Below are 24,458 nucleotides of genomic sequence, written 5' to 3' on the forward strand. Positions count from 1 at the left end.
GAACCCGCGAAGCGGCCGTTCGCGCCCGGGGCACCGGGGACCGCCGGGGAAGGCCGGAGACCTCGCCGGCGCGTGCCCGCGCGGGTTCAGCCGGATTCAGCCCTGGTCGCCGACCGGTCCTCCTGCCCCTCCTGCCCTGCCTCTTGCCCCTCTTCCTCCGCCTCTTGCCCCTCTTCCTCCGCCTCTCGCCCTTCCTTCTCCGCCTCGCCCTCCGGTCCGGCGCCGGCCCGCGCGACGCGCGCCCGGAGCACCATGGCCGTCACCAGCATCACGACGCCCAGCACCGCGATACCGGCCCCGCAGAGGATCACAATGTTCGCCACCTCGGGTTCCACCGGTGACGAGCTGCCGTACCTCGCGCTCTTGGAGAGGCCCAGCGCCCTGAGGAGGAGGCTCAGCCCCGGGAGCTGCCTCAGGACGATCAGGATGATGCACAGAATGCCGACGCAGATGGTGGTCACGCCGGCATTGCGGAGCCAGGCGATCGATCGAGGAGTCACCCGAGCGATATTACGGAGGCGCGGCGGTGCACTCCTCGTCATGCACCCGGCCGCCCGTGCACAGGCCCCGGCACAGGACTCTGCCGCCCCTGCCCCCGTCCCGAACTCGAACCCGGGCTCTCACCCGGCCTCGTGCGCGTCAACCAGCCGTTTGGGGGCCGTCAGGCACCACGCCTCGGTGACCAGCTCGAACAGCTCCTCCGCGTCGATCCTCGCGAGGTGCACCACGACCCAGCCGAACCGGCCCGCGGTGAACTGGACCTCGAACACCTCCGGGCGCTCCGCCACCAGCGCGATCTGCTCCTCGATCGTCGCCTTGAGCCCGACCGTCTCGGTCTTCTCCCACAGGTAACCGAACCCCTTGCCCCGCACCTTCAGCGAGACCCAGTCACCGCCGTCGCTCTGCTCGACCTCCGGCAGCTTGTCCAGCATCTCCAGGAACTCATCGACACTCACGCCCATGGCCCACATGTATCAGAGCGTTCCGACACTTTCCGCGTGCGTTCGCGGGGACGGACACACCCGGCCGTCAGGCGGTCCGGCCCGCATCCACCGGTCCGCCGCCGCGCCGGGCCGCGCGACCGGGCTCACTTGTCCTCGCCGGTCTCCCTGACCTCCGGATGATCGAGGACGATGTCGTAGGTCACCGGGATCAGCCGCCGCAGACCGGTGTCCACACCGGGGCCGGGAAGCTCGAACACGATCTTTCCCTCGCGGGTCACGTCCCTGATCCGGTCGACGACGTACTCGTGAACCTGGTCTCCGGCCTCATGGACCGCTTCGGGGGTCTGCAGGCCCTCACGGTCTTCCGGCACGGCGGCCTCCCCTGTCCTGTCTCGAGCACGCCCTGCCCCACGCTAACCCGCGAGCGGCCCGTCGCGACACCACCGGCCGGGTGAGGCGCGCACGCCACGGGTGGGTGCCGTGCTCGGTGACCGGAGCCTCATCGGGCCCGGCCTGGAGAACCGCGTCCAGGCGGCGATCCTCGCTCACGGGGCGGGCCTGCTCGGCAGGTGATCCACCGTCCCGGAACATGGGAAAGCCCTCGACACCGGGGTGCCGAGGGCAGGTGATGCCGCGATCAGGGCATCCGACGCGTGACGGTCAGCATTTCACGAGGTCGGCGCAGGCCGCCTCGTTCGCCAGGCCGCGGAGCTGGGCCTCGGTCGCGAGGTCGCGGAGCTGGTCGGCGAACGCGAGTGCCTGCTCCGGCGTCATGCGAGGCTCGGTGCCGACGTAGAAGACCACGATGTCGCCGCTCGGCGAGGTCATGGCGATGAACGGTAAGGACGGGGAAACGGTCATGATGCGATCATTCTTCCCTGCCCCACCGACAATTCGCACGCCCTTTACCCCCGCCGCGCGGGCCGTACCGATCACGGTCGCGACGCCCGTCGGCGGCATGGTGGCGATGAGGGTCTTCGTCCGGCCGATCCGGTCGTTGGAATGCCCGAAGACGGGCCCGCCGACCGGGTGGGCGGGGAACGCGACGAAGCAGGTGGGGAACGCCGGCGGCATCCCGGCGCTCCGGTCTTGCTCGGGAGAAGGAGACGATCGGGTCCGGACGCCACGGCCCGTTCGCCCCGCTCGGCCTCCCGCACTTCGCCCCGCTCGACCCCGGATCGGCCTCACATACCTCCGCCCCGCTCGGCCTCCAGCACTTCGAGTCGGCGCGACCGGGCGCCGGGGAGCTCGAACCGGAATCGCAACCGCCGCCCCACACCCCCGAGAGATCTTGTCTTTTAGGCAAATTTATTTGCCCTACAGGTTGACCGGTGTCCAACGGTGAACAAAGCTGTGTGCCCATCGGGTGATGCGACCTCGAAAGGACCCCGATCATGGCGACATTCGTTCTCGTTCACGGTTCATGGGCCGGCGGCTGGATGTGGGAGCCCGTCCGTCTCGCCCTGGAGGCCGACGGCCATCGCGTGCTGACCCCCAGCCTGACCGGCATGGCCGAGCGCCACCACCTGGCCGCGCCCGACGTCGGAGTCGCGACGCACGTCCGGGACGTCGCCCGGCTCCTGCAGTACGAGCGGCTGAGCGATGTCATCCTGGTCGGCCACAGCTACGGCGGCATGGTCATCACCGGCGTCGCCGCCGCCGTCCCGGACCGGATCGGTCGCCTGGTCTACGTCGACGCCTTCCTGCCCGATCCCGGCGAACGCGCCTGGGACCTGCTCCCCTGGCAGAAGGACGCCTTCGAGACCCTGCGGCTGCCCGACCGGCCCTGGCTGGTCCGGCCGGTCGAGGCGACCGTCTTCTTTCCCGAGCTCGAAGCCGACTACGACGGCGGGCGCCTGACGCCCATGCCGATCCGCACCCATGAGGAGCCGCTTCCCGCGATGGGAGACTGGGCCGCCGCGGCGTCGATACCGAGCACCTATCTCCACTGCACCGGGGAACCCGCCTACTTCGACGAGGTCGCCGAGCGTGCCCGGACCCGCGGGCACGAGATCGTCACCATCGACGCGGGCCACATGGTCATCGTCAGCCATCCGCATGAGGTCGCGGACCTGCTGCGCCGGGTCGCCGTGCCCACCCCGGCATAAGACTCCCTCAACCCCGGTCCCGGTCCCGGTGTAGAACACCCCCGCACCGTCACCGCCTCACGGCCACTCCGGCGGAGGCGGTGGCGGCCGCCCACCGCGCCGTCTCCGTTCCACACCAAGCATGATCGGATCGATCACGGGTAGTCCCCGCCGACCCCACCGGATCGAAAGGACCCCCATGATCACCCTCATCCTGCTGGTCTTCGCCCTCGCCTGCTTCCTGCTGGCCGCGTTCAACATCGGCGGTGCCCGGATCAACCTCGTCGCGCTCGGTCTGGCCCTGTGGGTCCTGAGCGAGCTGATCCCGCAGATCGGCGACCTCTGACGCGAACGGCGGATATCCCCCACCGGAGACCGGCAAGGGCTCCCTCACCTACCGCAGAGCCAGGCAAGGGCCGCTCTCACCGGCACGCCGATCCGTCACCGCCCTGCCACCGGCGCGGCCCGGCCGCCGGGCAGCCGGAAGACGCGCTGCGCGGTTCCCCCCAGGAAGTCGGCCCGGGCCTCGTCCGCCAAGCCGAGGTGCTCGATCTGCGCGAGAGCGCGATCGTGCGGGAGCTGCGGCCAGTTGGTGCCGAACATGACCTTCCCACGGCCGTAGGTGTTCATGTAGTGCACCAGCTGCGGCGGGTAGTAGCGGGGCAGGTAGGCGGAGGTGTCGATGTAGACGTTGTCGTGTTTCCACGCGACGCCGATCATCTCGTCCGTCCACGGATGCCCGATGTGGCCACCGACGATCACCAGCTCGGGGATGTCCAGCGCCACCCTGTCCAGGTAGGGCACGGGCCGCCCGGTCTCGGAAGGCTTCAGGGGGCCGGTGTGTCCGACCTGGGTGCAGAACGGGATGCCCAGCTCGACGCAGGTGGTGTAGAGGGGATAGTAGAGCCGGTGGTCGGGTGGGAGTTCCCACAGCCAGGGAACCACGCGCAGCCCGACGAAGCCGAGCTCCTCCACCGCGCGGCGCAGCTCCCTGACGGCCCCGACCGGATCGGCCAGATCCACCGAGGCCAGCCCGGCGAACCGGTCGGGGTGGGCCCGGACGAAGACCGCCACGTCATCGTTGCTGATCACCCATCCGCCCGGCCTGTGCCACGCCGACAGCAACAGCACGTCCACCCCGGCCTCATCCATGAGCTCGACGAGCTCGTCGGGACCGACTGGCTTGTCGATCAGCCCGGCGCTCCCCGACTTCTCGAACAGCCGGGTGATCTCGGGCATGGGCAGGCGGCCGGGGCGCCCGCCAGGTGTGGGCTGGGCCCAGACGTCGACTATCACGGATCCACCGTGCACCGCCCCTCCCCGGCGATCAACGCCGGAAAGGGTGGCTATCGTGCAGTGTGGCTCATCAATCGGAGGCGTCGTGGAGCTGGGCGAGATCGAGGCGTTCCTCACCCTGGCCGAGGAGTTGCACTTCGGACGCACCGCGGCGCGGTTGCACATGTCGCAGTCACGGGTCAGCCAGCTCATCAGGTCCCTGGAGCGGCAAGCCGGTGGACCGCTGTTCGAACGCACCAGCCGGCGGGTCGCGCTCACCGCGCTGGGCGAGCAGTTCCGGGAGAGCGCCGCACCCGCCTACAAGGGACTGCGGGACGCGCTGACCAGGGCGCGGGAGACCTCCCGGACCATGAGCGGCGAACTGCGCGTCGGGTACCTGCCGAGTCTCGGGGGCGCTCCGCTCACCGACATCGCCGACGCCTTCCGCCGCGCCCACCCCGGCTGCGCCGTCACCCTGCGGCAGATCACGATGACCGGACTGGCCAGGGCGTGGAACGGCGAGGTGGACATCCAGGCCACCCTGCTCCCGGTCGACGAGCCCGGCCTCACCGTCGGCCCCGCTCTCGGAACCTACGAGCGGCTGCTCGCCGTGGCCGACGACCATCCCCTCGCCGCCGCCGGACAGGTGCGGCTGGAGGACCTGGCCGACTACCACCTGCCGGCCATGCCCCCCGGCATCCCCCCGGCGCTGCACGACTCCTACTGGCCCGCCCGCACGCCGAGCGGTCGGCCCATTCCCCGGATCACCGTGCACGGCACCTACCGCGAGGCCCTCCACCTCGTCGCCCGCGGCCGGATCGTGCTTCCCACCGACAGCGGCACCGCCCGCTTCCGCCGGTACCCGGGGGTGGCCTGGCTGCCCATCGCCGACATGCCCCCGGCCCGCGCCGTACTGACCTGGCGCACCGCGGCGGAGAACGCGAGGATCCACGCCTTCGCCCGGCTCACGGCCGGAATGGTTCAGCCGCGTCCGCAGGTGCGAGGAGGCACTCTGCCTTGAGCCCTTCTCATGTGGACGGGCCGGCGGCCGCGGGTTCAAAGGTCGTCGGCGTCGGCGGGGATCTCACCTTCCCAGCCCCACCATATGTGGCTTCTCAGACCGTCCCGCAGTTCCTCCGCCACCTCCGCCGAACCGGCGGAAGGCAGCGCGCCTTCGATGATGCGGATGGGGGCGGTACCGCGGAGCCAGCGGTCCAGCGAGACGTGCCACTCCTCGCCGTTGTCCATCGTGTGCGGGAAGCACCGGACGAGCTCCTCCGGGGCGACGCAGTGGTCACACGCGACGCTGTCTTCCGGAAGCGGGTAGCGCGAAAAGGTCCCGTAGAGCTTCTCCAGTGCCGCATCAAGATCATACTTTGCGTCCACGGGTCGGAGGGTACTGCTCTCGCCCGTGGGCGGCAGCACGGTTTCCGGACGGGAGCGCGGCGGCCGGCGCCGATACGAAGCACCCGAGGGACTGGTGATCATACGGTGGCCGCGTTGCCCGGGGGCGGAACAGCTCACCACCGGATGTCCGCAGACCGGGCCGGATGCCGTGTTCCCGCGGACGGCCGAGGCATGTGCCCCGTCATCGCCGGATCTTGAGTGGCCACGACGCTCGGACACCGCCGGGTCGCCGTCAACCACCGTCATGATCGAGTGAGGTTCCGCTCGATCGCCTCTCGGGCCACGTCGAGGATCGCGGCCCGGCTGGGGACAGGGGTGGCCGGAGCGGTGTGCGCGGGCGATCCGGCGTCACCGGAGCGGCCCACGGCCGGAGCATCGGGGGCCCGGTCGGCCGCGGCGTCGATCAGTGCCGCCGGCTCGTGGTCGCCGAGTCGGCGCAGCAGGTCGGCGAGGTTCCGCAGGGTGACCCACAGGTGAGTCCAGTTGCCACTACGGGCGAAGTAGTCGATCACGTCGCGGTAGCCGCCCAGCGCCTGGTGGGCACGACCGGCTGCGGCGCGCACCGCGAGAAGACGGTGGTACGCCGCTTCCGCCGCGGCGCCGAGCACCGCGCTCGCACGTGGATGGGTGGCGAGCCCCGGATCATCGGCCAGTTCCTCAGCCCAGCCGCGAATCTCGATGAGGTCGCGGTAGGCGATCGCGTCGAACAGCCCGATGACCATCGCCGCGGCGTCGTCCGACGATCCCCGGCTGCGGGCCAGCCGCCACGCGGCCCGCAGATTCGGCAGCTCACGGCGGAGGACGGCGTCGGCCTCGGGCTCACGTTCGGTGGTCATCGTGGCGCTCAGCCACCCGGTCAGCTCGACGGCCCACCGGAGCATACGCTCGGCGGCGGCCCGGTCCTCCCCGGCCGCCGCCAGCCGGTCCAGACCGAACGCCCGCAGCGTTTCCAGCATGTGGTACCGGGTGCCGCCCTCGAAACGGGCGTCGATCATGGAGGCGTCGACGAGGCGGGCCAGAACGCTTCCGGGATCGCTCTCCAGCCCCAGGTGGGCGGCGAGCCGCTCGGCGGTGTCAAGGTCCACGCCGTCGACGAAGACCGACAGGTGCCGGAACAACCGCCGCTCGTCGTCCGTGAGGAGCCGGTAGGACCACTCGATGGTCGCGCGCAGCGTCCGGTGCCGGGTGTCCCCGCTGGGCCTGCCACCGCCGAGCAGGTCCAGCGCACGGTCGAGCCGGCCGCGCAGGTCGGTCAGGGAGAAGGTGGACAGCCGACCGGCGGCCAGTTCGATGGCCAGCGGCATCCCGTCGAGCCGGCGCACGATATCGGCCACCGTGTGCAGCTCCGCGGGCGTCGGCGGGGAACCCGGACGGACCCGGCCGGCACGATCGAGGAAGAGCGCCACCGACGGAACCTGCGGAAGATCCTGGCCGGTGCGGGGCAGCGGGAGCGGCGCGAGCCGTGAGACGTATTCGGCTGCGAGGCCGAGCGGTTCGCGGCTCGTGGCCAGCACGGACAGTCCGGGACACGAAGCCAGGATCGCGTCGATCGTGTCGCGGACCGTGTCGAGGAGGTGCTCGCAGTCGTCGACCACGAGGAGGCCGGGGCGGTCGCTCAACACGGCGAGGCAGGCCGACAGGACGTCGCCCCGGACGACCTTCAGGTCCAGGGCGGCCGCCAGCGCGTGGGGGACGGCGGCGGGATCGGTGACAGGTGCGAGAAGAAGCACCGTTGCCGCCCCGGACTGTCGCGCGACCTCCAGTGCGACCCGGGTCTTGCCCACGCCGCCCGGCCCGACGAGCGTGACCAGCCGCTCGGCCGTCAGCAGCCGGTGCAGCGCCGCCACCTGCGCCTCACGGCCGAACAGCCGGGTCGTCGGCCGGGCGGGCGCCTCAGGCCGGATGCGCGCCGGGCCGACGACCCCGCTGACGACGTCGCGCTCAAGATCGCCCAGAGCCGGGGACGGATCGAGACCGGTCTCCTCGACCAGCCGGTGCCGGTATTCGCGCGCGACGCGTAGCGCTTCCGGCGCCTGCCCGGTTGCCGCCAGCGCCCGCATCAGCAGTGAGACCGCGGGCTCGCGCAGCGGGTCGGCGGCCAGGGACGCGGCGGCGAGACCCAGAACTCCCTCCGCCTGGCCCGCGGCGATCGCGCTCGCGATCAGCGCGTCAGTCACCTCGCGGTGCACCTGCGCGAGCCCCTCCACCGCCGTGGCGATCGGCATGGTGTCGGTGAGGTCGGCCAGCACCGGCCCCCGCCACAGCCCGTGCGCCTCCCGCAGCGGGGCGGACGCGCCGGCCGGGTCTCGTTGCGCGGTCGTGCGCGCCGTGGCGAGCAGCGCTCGCGCCTGAGCCACATCCAGTTCGTCGCGTCCGAGTGCGAGCCGGTAGCCGTCATGCCGTGTCTCGAGCCGGGCCGAGGTGCGCGCGCAGCCGGGACACGTGGTTGTGCAGGGCCTGACGCCCCGACTCCGGCGCCTCCGCCGGCCACAGCGCGTCCACGAGGCGATCGGCTGTCACGATCCGGCCCTCGGCGAGCGCAAGCAGCGCGAGCACCGCGCGGCGCTTCGGACCGGGTACGTCCACCGGGGCGCCACCGACGAGGAGCCGCAGCGGCCCGAGCACCTCCACCCGGACCGGCGGCGACGCGCGCCCAGCTCCCATCGTGCACCTCCGGTGTACGGCATACCCGCGGCGAAGGCGGAACAGAAGCCTGCCCGCGCTGTCACCGGGACGGGAGCCGCGTGCGACAGCCGTGAGAGGCCTGGCGCCGACTCTGTCTCTGGTGACCGGCGCGAGCCGGCAGGACCCGCCGGCGCGAACCGGCAGGACTCGAAGGAGGCCCTGGATGGACCGGAACAAAGTCACGGAGTTCCTCGGCCAGGTCACGGCGGACCTGGCGGCGACCGACGCCGCCGGCTCGGTGGTGGTCGGGCAGCGGCTGGGACTCTACCGGGAGCTCGCGAAGGGCCCGGCGACCTTCCGGCCCGGCTACGTGGCCGGGCTCGTACCGAGCTGGATCCCCGCCCTGGACGGGGTCGACGCGAAGCTCACCGCCGGCGCCCGGGTGGCCGACGTCGGCTGCGGTCTCGGCTCCTCGTCGATGCTCCTGGCCGAAGCGTACCCACGCGCCACCGTCGTCGGCTCGGACTACCACCCTGAGTCGATCACCCTGGCGCGGGAGCGGGCCGCGGAGGCCGGGTTCACCGGCCGAGTGCGCTTCGAGGTCGCCACCGCGCAGACCTTCACCGGAACGGGCTACGACCTGGTGACGATGTTCGACTGCCTGCACGACATGGGCGACCCGCTCGGAGCCGCCCGGCGGGTGCGGGAAGCGCTGGCTCCGGACGGCACGTGGCTGCTGGTGGAGCCGTTCGCCTCCGACCAGGTCGAGGAGAACTTCACCCCGGTGGGACGCCTGTACTACAGCGCCTCCACGTTCCTCTGCGTGCCCAGTGCCCTGTCGCAGCCGGGAGGCTACGCGCTGGGCGCGCAGGCCGGTGAGGCCTCGATCCGTGAAGTGGCGGCCGCGGCCGGCTTCACCCGATTCCGGCGGGCGGCGCAGGCACCGTTCAACCTGATCTACGAGATCCGGCCGTAGGAACGGTGAGCGGCGGTCGTGGCTCTCCACGGCCGCCGCCGGCCAGCCGTGCGATCACCACCGCGATGCACGCGGCCGCGGTGGTCAGCAGCCAGATCACGAATGTCGGGTAGAGGTAGGCCACCTGGATCCAGGCGGCGTCGCGGCCCCGGGCGAGCAGGCGGAAGATCGGGGTGATCGCCGCGCACAGCGCGAGCGGCGCCAGATAGGGCAGCAGCCGCCACCGCTGCCGTCCCGTACGGCGGGTGGCCCACCGCCGGGCGCGAACCACGCCGCGCACGGCCAGTCCGATGGTCGCCAAGGTCAGCAACGTGAAGAGGAGGTCTGTGACGAGGTAGGGCGACAGCCGGGAGGGGACCTGCGGTGTGCCTCCCTCGATCATGGCGACGACGCCGTCCATGAGGGCGTCGGCGTCGGCGAAGGCCGTGCCGGTGTTGGCCATGACCGCGACACCGTACCCGGATCGCGGCATCAGCAACTGGCCGGCCGTGGAGGTGAAGAGATCACCGTCGTGCTCGACGACGGGGGTGCCGCGCTCGGTCCTGCGGATCGACCAGCCGAGGGCGTAGGTGTCGTTCTGCGCGGAGGGGGTGCGCATCTCCTTGACGCTTCGGGGGGAGAGAATGCCGTTGTTCTGCGCGATCAGCCAGCGGGCCATGTCGTGGGCGGTGCTGAGGACTCCGCCGGAGCCGTTGCCGAACCCGGTGGGCTCCGGCAGGGCGACGGCCTGTCCGAGGATGTACAGATGGCCGCGGGCGCTGCCGGGGAGGTCGCGGTCGGTGTCGATCGTCGTGCTGTTGCGCATGCCGAGCGGCGCGAACACGTGCGCGTGGAGGTAGTCCCGGAACGGCCGGCCGCTCACGACTTCGACAAGCCGCGCGGCGACCTGGTAGTTGGTGTTGTGGTAGCTGAACGCGGTTCCCGGCTCCGCGGCGAGTTCGGCCGTCCTGAGCCGTGCCACCGCGCCTTCGAGCGTGCCGGGCTGGGGCAGGCTCTTTTCGCGGAAGGTCGAATCGGCCATGCCGGATGTCTGGTTGAGCAACTGCCGCACGGTGATCTTCGCCGCTCTGGGGTCCGCCATGGTGAACTCCGGCAGGTACCCGCGCACCGGCCTGTCGAGGTCGATTTCCCCCCGCTCCACCAGTTGCATGACGGCGAGGGAGGTGAAGGACTTGCTGACCGACGCGACGGCCATGGGGGTGTCCGCGGACACGGGGTCACCGGACGCGGTCCTGCCGTACCCGGCGGCGTGGATGACCTGTCTCCCCTTCGTCACCGCGACCGCGACGCCGGGTAGCCCCGTCGCCTCGCGGTATCGCGTGATGAACGCGTCTACCGCCGAAGGCGTGATGTCGGGTGGCGGGATATGAACGAATGAGGGGATAAATGCGAGGCAGACAGCGGCGAGGGCGTTTTTGAGCACCTGCCGACGCTAGTTACGAGCTTCTTCCCGGACCATTGCGGATTTCCCTCGCGTTCCTTACGGGAAACCGCCATGCCGGCCCGCGCCCGCGCGATGTCTAAACTGCGGGCCGTGTCAGGTAACCGAATCGCGCGCACCCTGATCGGGGTAATCGCGGGCATGATCCTCGGTGGCGTCGAACTGGTCTTCCTCAGCGTGGCCTGGCCGGCCCGCCTGATCCCGGCCGCCCGGCCCGTCGCCGACCGGTGCCTGGCCGGGCTGGTGGCGCTTGAGCGGATTCGGCTGGCCACCTGGCTGGACCATGACACGTCGCAGAGCAGCGGCGGTTACGGTTTCCTCACGGCCCGCGCCGCTCTGGGCGTGGTGGGCGGGTACGGCTGCGCGGCCGGCCTGTTCCTCGGCGGGCTGTTGCTGTTCGGCGGGCTGTGGGACCTGCTGCGGGGCGAGTCCGATCCGGTGCCGTTGAACCTGCCCGGCGTGAAGGTGATCACCGACAGCGGGGTGCTCGGGCTGACCAGCGCCGTGGCCGTGCTGGCCGTGGTGACGCTCGGGGTCGTCGCCGTGGGAGCGGCCGAGCGTCGGCTGGCCGACCGGTTGCTCGGGCCGAGCAGCCGGGAGCTGATGCGCAGGCGCATCGCCGAGCTGACCGCGACCCGCTCGGGCATCGTCAAAGCGGTGGACGACGAGCGCCGCCGGATCGAACGCGACCTGCACGACGGCGTGCAGCAACGGGGAGTGGCACTGGCGATGCTGCTCGGCCGCGCCCGGCACAGCCCCGACCCGGTCCGGACCGGTGAGCTGGTCGCCCAGGCCCACACCGAGTCGCGCCGGCTCCTGGACGAGCTGCGCAGCGTGGCCTGGCGGATCTACCCCACCGCACTCGACGAGCTGGGCCTGCGCGCCGCCCTCGCGGGCGTCGCCGAACGCTCCGGCGTCCCGGTCACCGTGCGTTACGGGCTGGCCGAGCGGCCCGTCTCCGAGGTCGAGACCGCCCTGTACTTCGTGGCCCGCGAAGCGATCACCAACGCGATCAAGCACGCGGGGGCACATGACATCCTGGTCGTGTTGACCGAGGACGATCGGACGGTGAGCGCGGTGATCTCAGACAACGGCGAGGGCGGCGCCGACCCCTCGGGCGGCGGACTGTCCGGGCTGGCCAGGCGCGTCCTGGCGCTCGACGGAGTGTTCAGCGTCGACAGCCCGGCAGGCGGCCCCACCACGATCACCGCCACGCTGCCCAAGGACCCGCCGTGCGGTTGATCCTGGCCGACGACTCGGTGCTGCTCCGCGAGGGCCTGATCCGGTTGCTCGACGACGCCGGGCATGAGGTCGTCGCCGCCGTCGGAGACGCGCCGGCCCTGCTCGACTCCGTCGAACGGCACCGGCCCGACGTGGCGGTGGTCGACGTGCGCATGCCGCCGACGCACACCGACGAAGGGCTGCGGGCGGCCGCGGAGATCCGCCGACGCCGGCCCGAGGTCGGCGTGCTCGTCCTGTCCCAGTACGTGGAGAAGACCTACGCCGCCACACTCCTGGCGGGAGACACCAAAGGGCTGGGTTACCTGCTCAAGGACCGGGTCTCGGAGGTGGCCGACTTCCTGGACTCACTGGAGCGGGTGCGCACGGGCGGCACGGTCCTCGATCCCGAAGTGGTCCGCCAACTGCTCGCCCGCACCACCCGCGCCGACTCGCTGAACAGGCTGAGCCCACGCGAGACGGAGGTCCTACGGCACCTCGCGCAGGGCTACGTCAACGCGGCGATCGCCGAACGCCTGCACGTGTCGCTCAGCACCGTCGAAAAGCACGTCAACGCCATCATGGACAAGCTCGACCTGCCCCGCGATCCCAGCTACAGCCGCAGAGTCCTGGCCATCCTGCGCTACCTCGACGACTGATCGCGCACCCGGGACGGGCGCCCCACCGGCCGGCGGGACCTGTGGATCCCAGCCACCGGCCCGAGGAGTCGTCCGAGCTCGCGCGGAGCGGATCAGGACCGTGTGAGCGGAGGGTGGGTGGCGTCGTAGCGACGCCGGTTGTCGTCGATCTCGCGTCGATGCGCGACGGCCCATTCTCCCAGGGCGACGACGGAATCCAGCAGCGTCCCACCGAGTTCAGTGAGGGCGTAGTCCACGCGTGGGGGAACGCTGGGATGGACGGTACGGGTCAGCAGGCCGTCGCGTTCGAGCTGCCGCAGGGTCAGGGTGAGCATGCGCTGGGAGACGCCGGTCACGGCGCGGTGCAGTTCGCCGAAGCGCAGGGTGCGGTCGCGGAGTTTCCCGATGATGAGGATGCTCCATTTGTCGCCGATCAGCGAGAGGATCCGGAGCACCTGCCGACAGGCCTCCTCATCCTGCTCGCCGGGTTCGCCGTCGGCCAGGTCCACCGTGGCGGGTCGCCCGGAATCCGGCTGCTGCGAGGCCGAAGAGATCGTCCTGCGGTGCGGCAAGGGTTACCTCCGTGTGCGTTACTGAGATGAATGTGCCGTCTTGCCACTGTCCTTGCAGTGAAAAATCATGATGTTACGAACAAACAGTAAGTGGTCGTGAGGCCGAGGTGAAGCACCACCGGCCTGATCGCTGTGCTCGGAGAGGACTGCAGTGGGGAAGACACTCGTTGTCGTCGGTGCCGGCCCGGGGTTGGGCATGGGCGTGGCTCGCGCGTTCGGCCGCCACGGTTTCCAGGTCGGGCTGATCGCCCGCACCAGGGAGAGACTGGACACTCTGGTCGGCGAGCTGACCGGGCAGGGCGTCACCGCCGCCGCGTTCACCGCCGACATCCATGACCGTGACGCGCTCGCCACCGCCCTCACCGCGGCGAGGGACACGCTGGGGCCGATCGACGTACTCGAATACAGTCCCAGCCCCACCGGGCCGATCACCAACGCCGCACAGACGACAGTCGAGTCCGCCACCGCGCAGTTCGAGCTGAATGTGCTGGGCGCGGTGAGCACCGTGAGCCAGGTGCTGCCGGACATGCGTGCCCGGGGCGACGGCGCGGTGCTGCTGACCACCGGCGTCTCCTCGACGATTCCCACACCGTTCCTCGCCAACGTGGGTCTCGCCATGGCCGGTTTGCGGAACTGGGCGCACACCCTGCACGCCGAACTCAAGCCTGAGGGGATCTACGTGGGAACGGTGACGATCGCCACCGGTATCGTCCCCGGCGGCGGCGAGGCCGATCCCGATGCCATAGGCGCCCGCTACTACCACATGTACCGGCAGCGAGACCGCGCCGAACAGGTCATCGGCGACCCGGACGCGTTCCGCGCTCTCGTCGCCCGGCACGCGGGCGGGCCCGGTGAAGCGGCCGCCACGTCGGACACCGCCGCCGGCCAAGCGGCTTCCCTCCGGTGACAGCCCGCTCGCCGGGCGATCCGGGCAGGGCCCGGCCAGGACCTGCGGCTACGGCTCCTGACCGTCCGCTGCCGCCCGGCCCCGTCCGTGGTCGTCGCCACCCCCGGCCGGTCACCCGCGGAGTCAGAAGTTCTCGTTCCACAGGTACCAGGGGCCGTAGTAGTGCTCGACGTCGGGCTCGTACTCCTCCTCTTCCGGCAACGGCGGCTCACCGCGCGGGCTCCATATGACGCCATGCTGGTGGATGCCGTTTCCTCCGCCGACCAGCGCGAAGCGCACCGTGTTCCCATGCCGCGCGGCCCAGGAGACGTCAAACAGTCCCAACCTGCCGGGGCCCATCTTCCAGTCGGCGCTTCCCGCCACCGCCGACCGCGCGACCTTCTCGAAGCTCTCCGCGGACAGAGCGAACCTGGACTCCTCCAGCGGCAGCGTCAACGCCAGAATCCCGATGAGCGGCGGTGCCGCCCAGCGCAACAGGTTCCGCCCGACACCCGACCGGCCCGCCGGGTCGACGAGCGCCCTGACGAGGCGGACGAACCAGGCCACACCAAGTCCGAAGAACACCAGGAGGGCGGGCAGCACCCAAAGCGGGCCGATGCCGGGAAAACTCCCCGTGTACAGGAGTAGGAGACCGAGGACCACCAGCGAGCCGATCAGCGGGATACCCGGCGCACCGGTCGAACTCCCCAAGAGCCGCTCTTTCAACATCCCGGTGACTCCCATCGCAGTCGATCAAGGCACCTCATGATCAACGCGAATCCTATCCGCGGATCCCGGCGGGCACAGCGCTCCGGGAAGCGGAACACCTCACGGTCTCCGTCGGATCCGGGGCGGTTCACTCCCTCCTCTGCGGGGGGACGGAACCGTCCGCGCCCGACATCTCCGCGCCGGGACGGTGCTGTCGGTTCCCGTCGGCATCTCACAGCCCTGTGACCGACGAAGCGCTGCCCGAACCCATCGACAAGCGGGGTCATTCTCGCCTACGGAGCCAGGCGACTCGATGGCCGGGCCGGTCCGGGCGACGAAGCCGTCGAGCGTCGGGTGGCGGCACCGGGCCGCCTTCCCAGGTACCAGGGGCCGCGGTGGTGCGCGAAGGCAGGTTCGTGCCCCGCTTCCGCGGGACACCGCGCACCGGACCAAGTGGCCCCAAGCAGTCGACAAGCGAGGGTCGTTAGCCTCCGAGGGGTGAAAAAGCGATCTTCTGCTCTGGCCGTCCTGTCCGCCGCCGCCGTACTGGCCGCTCCCGCCGCGGCCTCGGCCGCCTCGGGGGCGCCGGCGGCCGGGATCTCGGCGGGGCCGTCCGCCTCGGGGACCACGACCCTCTCCTTCCGGGGGATGAACCTGCAGATCCCGTCCACGTGGAAGGTGCACCGTGACGGGGACCAGGTCGTGGTGGCGACCGGCGCGTGCCCCGAGGCTTCCTACTTCATCAACAAGAAGCCCTGCAAGGGGTTCTGGTTGTTCGGCCCCGAGGCGATCAAACGCGGCGACGAGTCCTTCGGCGCCTACACCGGCAAGAAGCCGTTCTATCCCTCGACCGGCGTCCAGTACTGCCCCTTCAACAGCAAGAGCGAGCAACACCTCGGCAAGGCCACCGCGAGAGGGCTGCGGCAGGTCGGGCCCGCGCGCAAGGCCAAGTACACCGCCTGGGCCGGCACGTGCGAGGATCCCACCGGTAACCGGCGGACGGCGACCTACACCCAGCGGGAGTGGTTCCTGCCCGGCTCGAAGATCCTGGTGGTGGACCTGTGGAACCACAAGAGCCTGCCTGACCTGCTCAAGCGCGCCACCTGGAGCTGACCTCGGAGCGCGCTCCGGACCGCGCCCGGTGCGTCCGGCGTGCCGGGCCGGCACGTCCCGCGTGTTGGACCGGCGGCCGGCAGCCCGCGTGCGACAGTCAGGCCGCCCGGGCGCCTCTGACAAGCACCTCCATATCCCCTCCGAGAAACGTTCATGGATGACCGGTCCCCGACGGTCGATCTGGTCGCCGCTCTCGTCTGTTGCCGCCGCCTCGCCGAAGGAGACGGACTCACGGTGGACGTGAGGGTCGGGCCCGGCTTCCGAGCCGGGCGTAGGCCGCGGGTGGCATGCCGACCGCGGCGGTGAAGTCGCGGGTCAGGTGGGCCTGGTCGGTGTAGCCAAGCTCGGCGGCCAGCGTGGCGAGGTCGAGGCCCTGGTAGACCCGCTCCGCGGCCTCGTGCAGCCGGAAGCGGCGGATCACCCACTTGGGACCGACGCCGACATAGTCCCGGAACAGCCGCTGCAGCGTGCGCACCGACCGCCCCGATCTGGCGGCCAGCTCGTCGACCCTGGTCACGGACACATCGCTCTCCGCCATCGCCACCAGCGCCGCGGCCTCTTCCGCCAGCGGGTCCTGCTCCGGCCCCAGACTCAGCAGGAACGTCTCGGTGAGCGCGATGGCGGCCCGGGTGTCGGGCTCGGCCAGGACGCGCTCGACCAGGGTCGCGCCCGCTGCGCCGTACATCGCGCCGATCTCCACGAAGCGGCCGGTCAGCTGGGACACCGGACCGCCGAGGAACGGCCGGAAACCGCCGGGGCGGAAGCGCGTACCGAGCACGCGGCCGCTGCCGCGCATCGTGTAGGAGAACCCGCCTTTGATCACTCCCGCGATCCGGTGGAAGTTCCGGGCGATCGTCATGTTCACGGTGGGGTGGGAGACGATGCGCTGTTCGTACGGCTCGGCGAGGTCGGTCCATGTGACGATCCAGAAGTGCTCCACATACGCCGAAATTTCGGGTGATGGCGCATGACGGGCGAAATCGAAGGCTTTGAGCCCCGCGTACGGGTTGACCCAGCCGCGCTGTCGCGTTTCTACAAGCCGCGCCTCGCGCAGGTGGGGCACGATGGCTGCCATGGAAAACATGATGCCGCTGATGATGCGCGCCACTGAACGGACCGCGGGATTGGTCCGCGCGGTGCGGCAGGAGCAGCTCGGGTTCTCGACGCCGTGCGCGAAGTTCGACGTCAAGGACCTGATCAACCACCTCGAGTGGGTGGCGGAGATGTTCGAGTCGCTGGGGCGTGGGGGGTCGAGCGTCGAGCAGGGACCTTACGCGGGCGACTTCCCCGAGCGGGCGGAGCGCACGCTGGCCGCCTGGTCGCGGCCGGAGGCATGGGAGGGGACCAGCCCCGCCATGGGCCTGCCGATGACCACACTGGCCCACATGTACCTCGTCGACATGGTCGTGCACGGCTGGGACCTGGCCAGAGCCACCGGTCAGGAGTACGAGCCGGACTCTGAGGCCGTCTCGCGGGCGCTGCACTTCACTGACCGGATGGTGGAGACGGGCAGGCAGCGCGGCGCCTTCGGCCCGCCGGTCGCAGTGCCGGACGACGCCCCGCGGTTCGACCGCCTGCTCGGCGTCATCGGCCGGGATCCCGCCTGGACACCGTGATCTGCTCCGGTCCCGGCAAGACCCTTACCGTCCGCGGTGAGCCACCGGCGTCCGGCCCCGTCCGTAGCCGTCGTCACCCAGTCGGTCGCTCAGGAAGCCACTCCCTGAGACGGCCTTACCGCGCCCTGCCGACTGCCGCCCAGCCCATGCTCTGCCCGGATACGCTCATAGTCCTCGGGGGTGTACTCCTGGATGTCGGTCCCGTCGGGAAAGTCGTCGGGGAACAGAGGGCATCGAACCTCGCGACTCATGACTCCCACGATGAAGTCCAGCAGGGAGCCCTGGAAGTGCCACCACGTCGCCCCGTTCGTGATCACGATCGTCCATCTTCCGGGATCGGGATCGGTGAGCCAGAGGAGGTAGTCCCCGTTGTCCGTCGATCCCCAGGGATACACACCGCCCGGTTCGGGATAGATCGGGAAGGGGGGCGCCTCCGTCTCCGCTCCCTCGTCGTCCACCAGATCGATGGTTCCCCACTCCTCCACTAACGGGCGGAGCTGATCCAGCCGGGCGATCGCGTCCCGTCTCTCACCCGGTTCGGGGCGGTTGACATAGAGGAAGCCGTTCAGCCGGATATCCGCGTACCGGGCAGCCCACGCCTTGTAGTCGTCGGGGAAGACCAAACCGGTTTCCGCTTCGAACGCGGCCCAATCCACCACAGACGCGCGTTTGCTCGGAGGGCCAACGATCGCCGTCAGATCAGCGATATCGGCCATGGGTGTCCTTTCCGGCCGAGCAGTCTTGAGACCTGTGGATCGGCCGGGGAGGAGTGTATCTTCCCAGTGATCGTTTAAGGCCTCCGCGCATGGCCGACGCGCCAACGTCGGCCGGGAAGGTCGGAGGGCATACGCTCCGGATTGAGCCGGCTCTCCCGGAGCACCAGCCGTCACGTCCCCGAACCAGGCATCTTGCTCCACACCTGCCCGCCCGCCGCGTCGTCGGGGTTCTCCACGCGCCGGTAACGCGCCCAGTGGCCGGTCACCTCCGGCTCGGCCGTGTCACCGGCCACGAAGACCGTGCATCCCAGGGCGGAGGGCATCAGGCTGGTGGTGGTCAGGGCGGACGGCTCGGCCTCGTCCTCTCCCACGTCGGCGCCGTCGGTGTCGGCGGCGTCGTCCATCAGATCGGGCTCGATCACCTCACCGTCCGGGGCGAGCCTGCCCAGGATGTAACGGTCGGTCGGCCGCTCCCTGAACTCCTCCTCCTCGTCGCCGAAGGGGCCGTGGAGGTCATGGACGACCAGTTTCTCCAACTCGTCCCGGATCCGGGCCTCGTCGGGACGTTCGAGCACCGTCTCACCGCTCATGCCGATCACTGTAGGACCAGACTGCGACGTTCCGCCGGTACGCCAGGAGATCCTCGGCGGCGACGCGGCGGTGCCTTCCCACCATCCGGTAGGGGATCGCGCCGGACTCCAGCAGCCCGATCAGGTGGGGCCGGGACACGTTCAGCAGGTCCGCCGCCTGCTGGGTGGTCAGTTCGGCGTGCGACGGGACGACCGAAACGCCCCGCCCCTCCGCCACCTGGGTCAGGACGTAGGCGAGCAGGCTCACGGCCTCGCGCGGGAGGATCAGGGGTTCCTCGCCGCCTGACTCCCCCATAACCGGAATGACCTGCCCGCCGGGGTGTCTTCTGAGGCATTCCTCGATCCGCCTGGCGGCGCGGGCCGCGACCCGGGCGTCTATCGCTCCCGGTTCGATCGATCGCTTGACGTGAATGGCGGCCACGTCTATCTTCCCCTCGTAATCGCATTATCCGAAGCAGACGAAGTAAACGAAACAGCGGCGACAGGAGTACGGCACGGGCGGGGCCGGGTCTTGTCGACATGAATATTCAGCATTTAGTGTGATATCCGGCTTTTTCGTGCATAACGGGGTTCTGGAGAAGACGGGGGCGGCGTGGCCGAGCGGATGGTGCCCAACCCCCGGCGCGAGCGGCTGAGGCAACTGCTCGTGGAGGCCGAAGACCGGTCCCACGAGATACGGCAGGCCTACCAGCGCGCCTTCGCGGCGATGCGGGCGGGAAAGGTCTGGACCGGGCCGACCGCCGCCGCGTGGACCACCGAGCTGGAAGAGCGACACCACCGGCTGGGACGGCTCGCGCGGCGGGTGGTCGACGCGATCGAGGAGGAGCTGCGCCGGCACCCTCCGCTGGTGACCGAGACCGAGGCGAACGCCATGCGCCGGGAGATGGCCGGGCGTCTGTGACCACCCGGACCACCGGGACCACCGTGACCTCGAAGGGGGACGACACTCCGTGGCACCCACCGGCGAATTCTGCGGGATCGACCCCGGCGAGATGGGACGGCTCGCCGACTCCCTGCGCGGCGCGGCCGACCGGCTGACCTCGTTCAGCAAGGAGTTCGAGGCGAAGCTCGGCCGGCACGGGATCGGCACCCCCGCGCTGCGGGAGATCGCCGACATCGCCGAGTGGGGCAAGACCCAGGTCTCCATGCTCCACGGCCGGGCCGAGCTGATCCAGGCCCTGGACGCGGGAGCCGGACCGGCGTCGGCGGGAGACGGCGCCCAGGGGTTCGTCCGCCTCCCCGACGAGCTGGCGGGCTTCGAGTTCGCCCAGGGCCTGGCCCGGATGTACGGCAACGACATCCTCGTCAACCACAGCGGCGAACTCCAGGCCGCGCTCATCCACGAACACGCCGACGAGATCGCCCAACTGGCGGAGAACCCCCAGGCCGCCGCCGCCTTCTTCGCCCTGCTGCCCTCGAAGGTCCGCGACGCGCTGCCCGCCATCATCGCGAGCACCGGCAGCAAGACCGCCAGGCAGGACCTGGCCGCCTTCAGCAAGGCCCTCGGCGCGGCCCTGCGCGCCCCCACCCTCGTCCCGGCGTTCGCCAAGGTCAGGAACGACCTGGTGAGACCCGTCGAAGGAAAGATCGTCGCGTGGAACCGGCTCGCGCTGCTCAGAGGCGCGAACGCCCCCTCCGGCGTGCGCAGCGCGGCGGCCCGTGCGCTGGTCCTGGACGACTTCCTGAAGAACCCCCGCCAAGACTGGCGCGCCGGGTCCATCGAGTCCCGGACGTACGGCACGCCCCCCGACCTGGTCGCCATGGGGCTGGAGGTGCTCGCCGGCGACGGCGCGGCCGTCCGGGACGCGTTCGCCAAGATGGGCGGGAGCGACCTCAAGCTCAGCCAGACCGAGAAGATGAAGCGGTTCCTCGACCACGCCAAGGGCGCGGGCGGGGACGACGTCGCCGACGCCTTCGGCCGGGCGATGGAGGCGGGCACCGGCGCCACGACCGAGAAGGCCGGACAGCACAGCCCGGAGGCCGCCGCCTTCACCCTCGACCTGATGAAGGTCGCGGGCTCCTTCGGCGCCGACCTGCCGAAACCGGCCAAGGACTCCATGGGCGTGATCGCGAAGTCCTACATCCACGAACTGGCCTCGGGCGCCCGCTTCGACAAGGCCGCCTACCGAACCTCCGGAATGGGACTCCCAGAGAACTGGATCACCCTTCCCGGGGTGACCCCGGCGTTCTACCTCAGTCCAGGTGATACTCATCGCTTCCTCAAGTCCTTCGTCGGGGACAAGCGGCTCACCGACGACTTCGACGCGACCGCGGCCCGGTTCCGCCACGACACGCTGACGGCGGCGGCTCATCTGGACGCGCATACAGATGACGGTTATTTCGAACTCGCTTCGAGCATGTTCGGCGACTTCGCCGGTCTGGAGTTCAAGGCGACGCTGGACGTGCGCGGCGAGCTGGACGCCACCGACGAACTGATCCGTGACATCACCAAGAGCACCCTCGCACTCGGGATCGACCGGATTCCCATCGTGGGCGGAATCAAGGAGGCGGGGTGGGAACTGGCCAAGGCTTACGGCGCGAGCAAACTCCTCGACAACTGGGCCGACAGCTTCGAGACACGGGTCGAGGAAGCCACTGGGAGTCGATCTGACTTCGTCCTACGCCTCAAATACGACACGGCACACCTTCTTCACAGCGCTGGCTATCCGGCGAGTGAGCCGCCTGCGGAGATCATCAGTAGAACCACCGGTGGTCTCCAAACCTATGACGAGCTTGTCTCCGCAGCGAAGAAGGAGACCAGCGGCAGTGGCACAAGATGGGAGCAGGCACTTGGCAAAAAGCTGATCGCCTACGAACGATGGATGGACAGCAACAAAAAGCTGGACATCAAGCTTGAAAACTCTTCCAGGATCCAAGCCAGCGAAACCGCCCAAGAGCAAATACGCGTGTGGGAGTGATTCAACTGTTTCTCACCTGGGCAGACAGCGGGTCTCTGCCTGCAGTCGCCACGTAGGGGCTTCCGGAGTCACATATACCGCAACCACGATGCCGATGTCCTTCTTGACTCCGTAGATGAATCGCCCTACCTCGTCATCGCCCGCAGTGAACGGGGGCTCCAGCTTGTAACCGAGTTCATGGACGAGAGTCCCCGTCATTATCCCTTCAGCCTGATCGAGATGGCCGTCCACATCCGGAGAGTTGTTTTCATCGTCAGCGGTAACCCGCATAACCCTCTTGAATTTTCCCTTGTCGCAGGGGATGTCCTTGTCCGGACGCTGTAGGAAGCGGAGCTTCATCAGCGGGTTCTTAAAGAGGTCGTCGGTCTCCAGCCGCTGCGTGTCCTTCTGAAGCTCTGCCGCCGCGTCCTTCAGTGAAGGCTCGGAAGTGCATCCCGATGTCACCATTACCAGCGCCGCGCCGATGGCCAGTAACCGGATGACGCGCATGCCATACCTCCGAGGGCGATCGACACCGAGATATATCGATCTTCACTCAATCGGCTGGCCGCCGCCACACTCTTCGCGTATCCGCGCGTCAACATTCGGCCACCAGGAACCAGACCGAGCCGCCGGCCTCGCCGTGGTGTGACCCCCACGCGGTCGCGAGCAGGTCCACCAGCCATAGGCCCCGCCCGCCGTCCTCGTCCGGCTCCGGCACGCGCACGGCCGGGGCGCTGACGGCCGACCCGTCGTCGGTCACCTCTACGTGGACGTCGCCGGAGGCACAGGTCACCCGCACCGTCACCCGTCCACCCGCCGTACGCCCCGAGTCCGAGTGTGTGATCGCATTGGTGACCACCTCGCTCAACAGGAGCAGCACGTCGTCGAGGAGCGGGGCGGCGATTCTCCCGGCCAGAAGTTCACGTGCCCATTCGCGGGCGACGGGAACGGATATTTCCTTTCCCGGGAAATCCCGCCGCCAGGTGCCGTGTGACGCGTTCACGGGTGCCTCCCGCGACGGGCCTCCGTGACGACGGATCGGCCCTCGCCCTCTCATTCGCCCACCTCCGCGAGGATGATGTCGGCGGCGTTGTCGGCATGGGCCACCACCCACTTGTCCCGTCGCCATAATCGCGCCCACCACGGACGCCAGGTGAAGACCCAGCCGCAGTAACGCCGTATGACGGTGACGCGGACCTGGACGCCGGACGCCGACCGGATCTCCAGGACCGGCTGCCCGGCCACGGGGAGGACCAGCAACGTGCAGACGCCGAGGCCGTGCAGCGCCCGGCTCAGCCGGACCAGATGGTCGAACCTCTCGTACCGCTCGCGCGCCGTCATGGCTCACCTCCAGGGTGCTTCGCATGCGCGCCACCGAGACATGGAACGGCGTCGCCATATTCACAGGAGGCACCGTTGTCACCGATTAAAAGGGCGGTGACGCGCTTTCTTTATTTCGCTTACCGGATGAGAAGGCGTGCGTTTAGAATGCCCTCCTGGCATCGGTTCGACGACCGGTTCGGCAACCCGGAGCAGAGGAAACGATGACAGCCTCCGGGCTGTCGCGGGCTGAATTCGGTTTCACCGATCGGGCGACAGGTCCGTTTTTTCTAATTCGGGAGGAAATGCGATGGAAGTGGTGCCGTCTCTCGACCCCGGTTCCCCACGCGTGCGGTTCGGCGTCGAGATGCGCCGGCTGCGGGAGGCCGCGCAGCTCTCGCAGGCCGCCGTCGCCTCCCGGCTCGGCTGCACCCAGACCCAGGTGAGCCGCCTGGAGAAAGCCACCCGGACGCCGTCGAAGTCCGACGCCGAGCGGCTGGACCGGCTCTTCGGCACGGCCGACGGCGTCTCCTTCACCCGGCTCTACCAGCGCATCATCGCCCAGCCCGGCGGCCCGGTCTGGTTCCGGAGCTGGGCCGAGGAAATCGAACCCACCGCGCTCGTCCTCCGCTCCTGGGACCCGCTCCTGATTCCGGGCCTCCTCCAAACGGAGTCCTACGCCCGGCATCTCTTCAGCCAAGCTCCACAGATCACTCCCGACGAGGTGGAGGAGCGTGTTCGGGCTCGCATGCGACGCCAAGGAATCCTCGATCGGGACAATCCTCCGCTTGTCCTCGTACTCATCGACGCAGGAGTGCTACGCCGCAAGGTCGGTGGAGCCGAAGTGATGCGTGAACAGCTCAGTCACCTGGTAGAGGTCACACAGAGGCCAACCGTTTACATCCAGATCGTCGACCCGGAATGCCTGACGGGCTTACTGAGCGCATTCATGATCGCTGAGCTTCCGAACGGACAACCCGACGCCGTCCAAGTGGACTCTTCTGCTGTGGGACAAGTTACGACAGAGCATGACATCGTGACCGCAATCTGGAAGCGCTATGAGGCGATTCGCCAGTGGGCCTATCCTGACCCCATGTCCGTCAAGATGATCGAGGATGCGAGGCAGGAATGGACCTGAGCGCTGCGGTATGGCGGAAGTCGTCACGCTCCGGAGATAACGGCGGCCAGTGCGTTGAAGTAGCAGCCAACCTGCCCGGGGTGGTGGCCGTCCGCGACAGCAAGGACCCGGACGGCCCCAAGCTGCTCTTCACCCCCGCCGAGTGGAGAGCGTTCGTCGGCGGCGTCAAGAACGGCGAGTTCGACCGCTGACCTGGTCCGGGCGATCACGGAAAGTCGGTAGCCCGGACCAAAAGGCCAATTCAGCCTGAATCGCCCCAGTTCCGGTGGAGACTTGATCTCTTGAGAG

31 protein-coding genes are annotated in these 24,458 nt (G+C 69.6%); 13 read left to right on the plus strand and 18 right to left on the minus strand.

What is annotated here, in order from left to right:
* Positions 1 to 86 precede the first annotated feature (86 nt).
* From ABD841_RS08230 to ABD841_RS08245, 4 genes are all read right to left on the minus strand, one after another.
* Positions 87 to 461, minus strand: coding sequence for a hypothetical protein (locus ABD841_RS08230; RefSeq protein ID WP_344969452.1), 375 nt, complete (start codon positions 459 to 461; stop codon positions 87 to 89).
* 159 nt (positions 462 to 620) lie between these two features.
* Positions 621 to 962 (minus strand): MmcQ/YjbR family DNA-binding protein, encoded by a 342-nt coding sequence (locus ABD841_RS08235; protein WP_344969454.1) that lies wholly within the window; start codon positions 960 to 962, stop codon positions 621 to 623.
* Between the two features lie 125 nt (positions 963 to 1,087).
* Positions 1,088 to 1,315, minus strand: coding sequence for a hypothetical protein (locus tag ABD841_RS08240; RefSeq protein ID WP_344969456.1), 228 nt, complete (start codon positions 1,313 to 1,315; stop codon positions 1,088 to 1,090).
* 289 nt (positions 1,316 to 1,604) lie between these two features.
* Entirely contained in the window at positions 1,605 to 2,018 is a 414-nt protein-coding gene (locus ABD841_RS08245; RefSeq protein ID WP_344969457.1) for a hypothetical protein, read from the minus strand.
* Between the two features lie 320 nt (positions 2,019 to 2,338).
* On the opposite strand from ABD841_RS08245, the gene ABD841_RS08250 reads away from it, so the two are divergent.
* Both ABD841_RS08250 and ABD841_RS08255 read left to right on the plus strand, forming a co-directional pair.
* A complete protein-coding gene (locus ABD841_RS08250; protein WP_344969459.1) occupies positions 2,339 to 3,052 on the plus strand; it encodes an alpha/beta fold hydrolase in 714 nt (237 codons plus the stop codon).
* A 178-nt stretch (positions 3,053 to 3,230) separates the two neighbouring features.
* Positions 3,231 to 3,377: a hypothetical protein gene (locus tag ABD841_RS08255; protein WP_344969460.1), complete on the plus strand. Its 147-nt coding sequence runs from the start codon at positions 3,231 to 3,233 to the stop codon at positions 3,375 to 3,377.
* A 95-nt stretch (positions 3,378 to 3,472) separates the two neighbouring features.
* Here the strand turns inward: ABD841_RS08255 and ABD841_RS08260 are convergent, their stop codons facing one another.
* The gene (locus ABD841_RS08260; RefSeq protein ID WP_344969462.1) at positions 3,473 to 4,327 is read right to left on the minus strand and encodes an amidohydrolase family protein; all 855 of its coding nucleotides are present in this window, start codon (positions 4,325 to 4,327) and stop codon (positions 3,473 to 3,475) included.
* An 85-nt stretch (positions 4,328 to 4,412) separates the two neighbouring features.
* On the opposite strand from ABD841_RS08260, the gene ABD841_RS08265 reads away from it, so the two are divergent.
* On the plus strand, positions 4,413 to 5,327 hold the full coding sequence (locus ABD841_RS08265; protein ID WP_344969464.1) for a LysR family transcriptional regulator: 915 nt from the start codon (positions 4,413 to 4,415) through the stop codon (positions 5,325 to 5,327).
* Positions 5,328 to 5,362: 35 nt separating this feature from the next.
* Here ABD841_RS08265 and ABD841_RS08270 read toward each other — a convergent pair whose 3' ends face one another.
* The 3 genes from ABD841_RS08270 to ABD841_RS08280 form a co-directional block, all read right to left on the minus strand.
* Positions 5,363 to 5,692 (minus strand): hypothetical protein, encoded by a 330-nt coding sequence (locus tag ABD841_RS08270; RefSeq protein ID WP_344969466.1) that lies wholly within the window; start codon positions 5,690 to 5,692, stop codon positions 5,363 to 5,365.
* 263 nt (positions 5,693 to 5,955) lie between these two features.
* The gene (locus tag ABD841_RS08275) at positions 5,956 to 8,070 is read right to left on the minus strand and encodes an ATP-binding protein (RefSeq protein WP_344969467.1); all 2,115 of its coding nucleotides are present in this window, start codon (positions 8,068 to 8,070) and stop codon (positions 5,956 to 5,958) included.
* Positions 8,071 to 8,107: 37 nt separating this feature from the next.
* Positions 8,108 to 8,377: an AfsR/SARP family transcriptional regulator gene (locus tag ABD841_RS08280; RefSeq protein WP_344969469.1), complete on the minus strand. Its 270-nt coding sequence runs from the start codon at positions 8,375 to 8,377 to the stop codon at positions 8,108 to 8,110.
* Positions 8,378 to 8,561: 184 nt separating this feature from the next.
* Here ABD841_RS08280 and ABD841_RS08285 point away from each other — a divergent pair, with 184 nt between their 5' ends.
* A complete protein-coding gene (locus tag ABD841_RS08285) occupies positions 8,562 to 9,314 on the plus strand; it encodes a class I SAM-dependent methyltransferase (protein ID WP_344969470.1) in 753 nt (250 codons plus the stop codon).
* On the opposite strand, the gene ABD841_RS08290 is transcribed toward ABD841_RS08285, so the two are convergent.
* The gene (locus ABD841_RS08290; RefSeq protein WP_344969472.1) at positions 9,286 to 10,737 is read right to left on the minus strand and encodes a serine hydrolase domain-containing protein; all 1,452 of its coding nucleotides are present in this window, start codon (positions 10,735 to 10,737) and stop codon (positions 9,286 to 9,288) included. The genes ABD841_RS08285 and ABD841_RS08290 overlap by 29 nt on opposite strands.
* A gap of 111 nt (positions 10,738 to 10,848) precedes the next feature.
* Here ABD841_RS08290 and ABD841_RS08295 point away from each other — a divergent pair, with 111 nt between their 5' ends.
* Both ABD841_RS08295 and ABD841_RS08300 read left to right on the plus strand, forming a co-directional pair.
* Positions 10,849 to 11,997, plus strand: coding sequence for a sensor histidine kinase (locus ABD841_RS08295; RefSeq protein WP_344969473.1), 1,149 nt, complete (start codon positions 10,849 to 10,851; stop codon positions 11,995 to 11,997).
* Positions 11,988 to 12,632, plus strand: coding sequence for a response regulator transcription factor (locus ABD841_RS08300; RefSeq protein ID WP_344969475.1), 645 nt, complete (start codon positions 11,988 to 11,990; stop codon positions 12,630 to 12,632). The genes ABD841_RS08295 and ABD841_RS08300 overlap by 10 nt, the downstream gene beginning before the upstream one ends.
* A gap of 92 nt (positions 12,633 to 12,724) precedes the next feature.
* Here ABD841_RS08300 and ABD841_RS08305 read toward each other — a convergent pair whose 3' ends face one another.
* Positions 12,725 to 13,183, minus strand: a complete 459-nt coding sequence (locus ABD841_RS08305; RefSeq protein ID WP_344969477.1) for a winged helix-turn-helix transcriptional regulator — start codon at positions 13,181 to 13,183, stop codon at positions 12,725 to 12,727.
* A gap of 151 nt (positions 13,184 to 13,334) precedes the next feature.
* Here ABD841_RS08305 and ABD841_RS08310 point away from each other — a divergent pair, with 151 nt between their 5' ends.
* Positions 13,335 to 14,090: an SDR family NAD(P)-dependent oxidoreductase gene (locus tag ABD841_RS08310; RefSeq protein ID WP_344969478.1), complete on the plus strand. Its 756-nt coding sequence runs from the start codon at positions 13,335 to 13,337 to the stop codon at positions 14,088 to 14,090.
* A gap of 123 nt (positions 14,091 to 14,213) precedes the next feature.
* Here ABD841_RS08310 and ABD841_RS08315 read toward each other — a convergent pair whose 3' ends face one another.
* Positions 14,214 to 14,780: a hypothetical protein gene (locus ABD841_RS08315; RefSeq protein WP_344969480.1), complete on the minus strand. Its 567-nt coding sequence runs from the start codon at positions 14,778 to 14,780 to the stop codon at positions 14,214 to 14,216.
* 495 nt (positions 14,781 to 15,275) lie between these two features.
* Here ABD841_RS08315 and ABD841_RS08320 point away from each other — a divergent pair, with 495 nt between their 5' ends.
* Positions 15,276 to 15,890, plus strand: coding sequence for a hypothetical protein (locus tag ABD841_RS08320; RefSeq protein WP_344969481.1), 615 nt, complete (start codon positions 15,276 to 15,278; stop codon positions 15,888 to 15,890).
* Between the two features lie 229 nt (positions 15,891 to 16,119).
* Here the strand turns inward: ABD841_RS08320 and ABD841_RS08325 are convergent, their stop codons facing one another.
* Entirely contained in the window at positions 16,120 to 16,965 is an 846-nt protein-coding gene (locus tag ABD841_RS08325) for a DUF6597 domain-containing transcriptional factor (protein WP_344969483.1), read from the minus strand.
* Between ABD841_RS08325 and ABD841_RS08330 the strand changes: the two genes are divergently transcribed.
* Positions 16,955 to 17,506 carry a TIGR03086 family metal-binding protein gene (locus ABD841_RS08330; protein WP_344969485.1) on the plus strand — a complete coding sequence of 184 codons (552 nt, stop codon included), beginning with the start codon at positions 16,955 to 16,957 and terminating at the stop codon, positions 17,504 to 17,506. The genes ABD841_RS08325 and ABD841_RS08330 overlap by 11 nt on opposite strands.
* Positions 17,507 to 17,595: 89 nt before the next feature.
* Here ABD841_RS08330 and ABD841_RS08335 read toward each other — a convergent pair whose 3' ends face one another.
* The 3 genes from ABD841_RS08335 to ABD841_RS08345 form a co-directional block, all read right to left on the minus strand.
* Positions 17,596 to 18,222, minus strand: a complete 627-nt coding sequence (locus ABD841_RS08335) for an SMI1/KNR4 family protein (RefSeq protein WP_344969486.1) — start codon at positions 18,220 to 18,222, stop codon at positions 17,596 to 17,598.
* 170 nt (positions 18,223 to 18,392) lie between these two features.
* Positions 18,393 to 18,812 carry a hypothetical protein gene (locus tag ABD841_RS08340; RefSeq protein ID WP_344969488.1) on the minus strand — a complete coding sequence of 140 codons (420 nt, stop codon included), beginning with the start codon at positions 18,810 to 18,812 and terminating at the stop codon, positions 18,393 to 18,395.
* Entirely contained in the window at positions 18,802 to 19,107 is a 306-nt protein-coding gene (locus ABD841_RS08345; protein WP_344969489.1) for a helix-turn-helix domain-containing protein, read from the minus strand. Before ABD841_RS08345 ends, ABD841_RS08340 begins: the two co-directional genes overlap by 11 nt.
* 297 nt (positions 19,108 to 19,404) lie before the next feature.
* Between ABD841_RS08345 and ABD841_RS08350 the strand changes: the two genes are divergently transcribed.
* Positions 19,405 to 19,713: a hypothetical protein gene (locus ABD841_RS08350; protein WP_344969491.1), complete on the plus strand. Its 309-nt coding sequence runs from the start codon at positions 19,405 to 19,407 to the stop codon at positions 19,711 to 19,713.
* A gap of 49 nt (positions 19,714 to 19,762) precedes the next feature.
* The gene (locus ABD841_RS08355; RefSeq protein ID WP_344969493.1) at positions 19,763 to 21,730 is read left to right on the plus strand and encodes a hypothetical protein; all 1,968 of its coding nucleotides are present in this window, start codon (positions 19,763 to 19,765) and stop codon (positions 21,728 to 21,730) included.
* A 12-nt stretch (positions 21,731 to 21,742) separates the two neighbouring features.
* Here ABD841_RS08355 and ABD841_RS08360 read toward each other — a convergent pair whose 3' ends face one another.
* The 3 genes from ABD841_RS08360 to ABD841_RS08370 form a co-directional block, all read right to left on the minus strand.
* The gene (locus tag ABD841_RS08360; RefSeq protein ID WP_344969494.1) at positions 21,743 to 22,219 is read right to left on the minus strand and encodes a hypothetical protein; all 477 of its coding nucleotides are present in this window, start codon (positions 22,217 to 22,219) and stop codon (positions 21,743 to 21,745) included.
* Positions 22,220 to 22,307: 88 nt separating this feature from the next.
* The gene (locus tag ABD841_RS08365) at positions 22,308 to 22,715 is read right to left on the minus strand and encodes an ATP-binding protein (RefSeq protein ID WP_344969495.1); all 408 of its coding nucleotides are present in this window, start codon (positions 22,713 to 22,715) and stop codon (positions 22,308 to 22,310) included.
* A gap of 50 nt (positions 22,716 to 22,765) precedes the next feature.
* Entirely contained in the window at positions 22,766 to 23,053 is a 288-nt protein-coding gene (locus ABD841_RS08370) for a hypothetical protein (protein ID WP_344969496.1), read from the minus strand.
* A gap of 289 nt (positions 23,054 to 23,342) precedes the next feature.
* On the opposite strand from ABD841_RS08370, the gene ABD841_RS08375 reads away from it, so the two are divergent.
* Both ABD841_RS08375 and ABD841_RS08380 read left to right on the plus strand, forming a co-directional pair.
* The gene (locus tag ABD841_RS08375) at positions 23,343 to 24,170 is read left to right on the plus strand and encodes a helix-turn-helix domain-containing protein (protein WP_344969497.1); all 828 of its coding nucleotides are present in this window, start codon (positions 23,343 to 23,345) and stop codon (positions 24,168 to 24,170) included.
* Positions 24,161 to 24,361 (plus strand): DUF397 domain-containing protein, encoded by a 201-nt coding sequence (locus ABD841_RS08380; RefSeq protein WP_344969498.1) that lies wholly within the window; start codon positions 24,161 to 24,163, stop codon positions 24,359 to 24,361. The genes ABD841_RS08375 and ABD841_RS08380 overlap by 10 nt, the downstream gene beginning before the upstream one ends.
* Positions 24,362 to 24,458: the final 97 nt, after the last annotated feature.

Source organism: Streptosporangium fragile, from assembly GCF_039534445.1.
GTDB classification, from domain to species: Bacteria; Actinomycetota; Actinomycetes; order Streptosporangiales; family Streptosporangiaceae; genus Streptosporangium; species Streptosporangium fragile.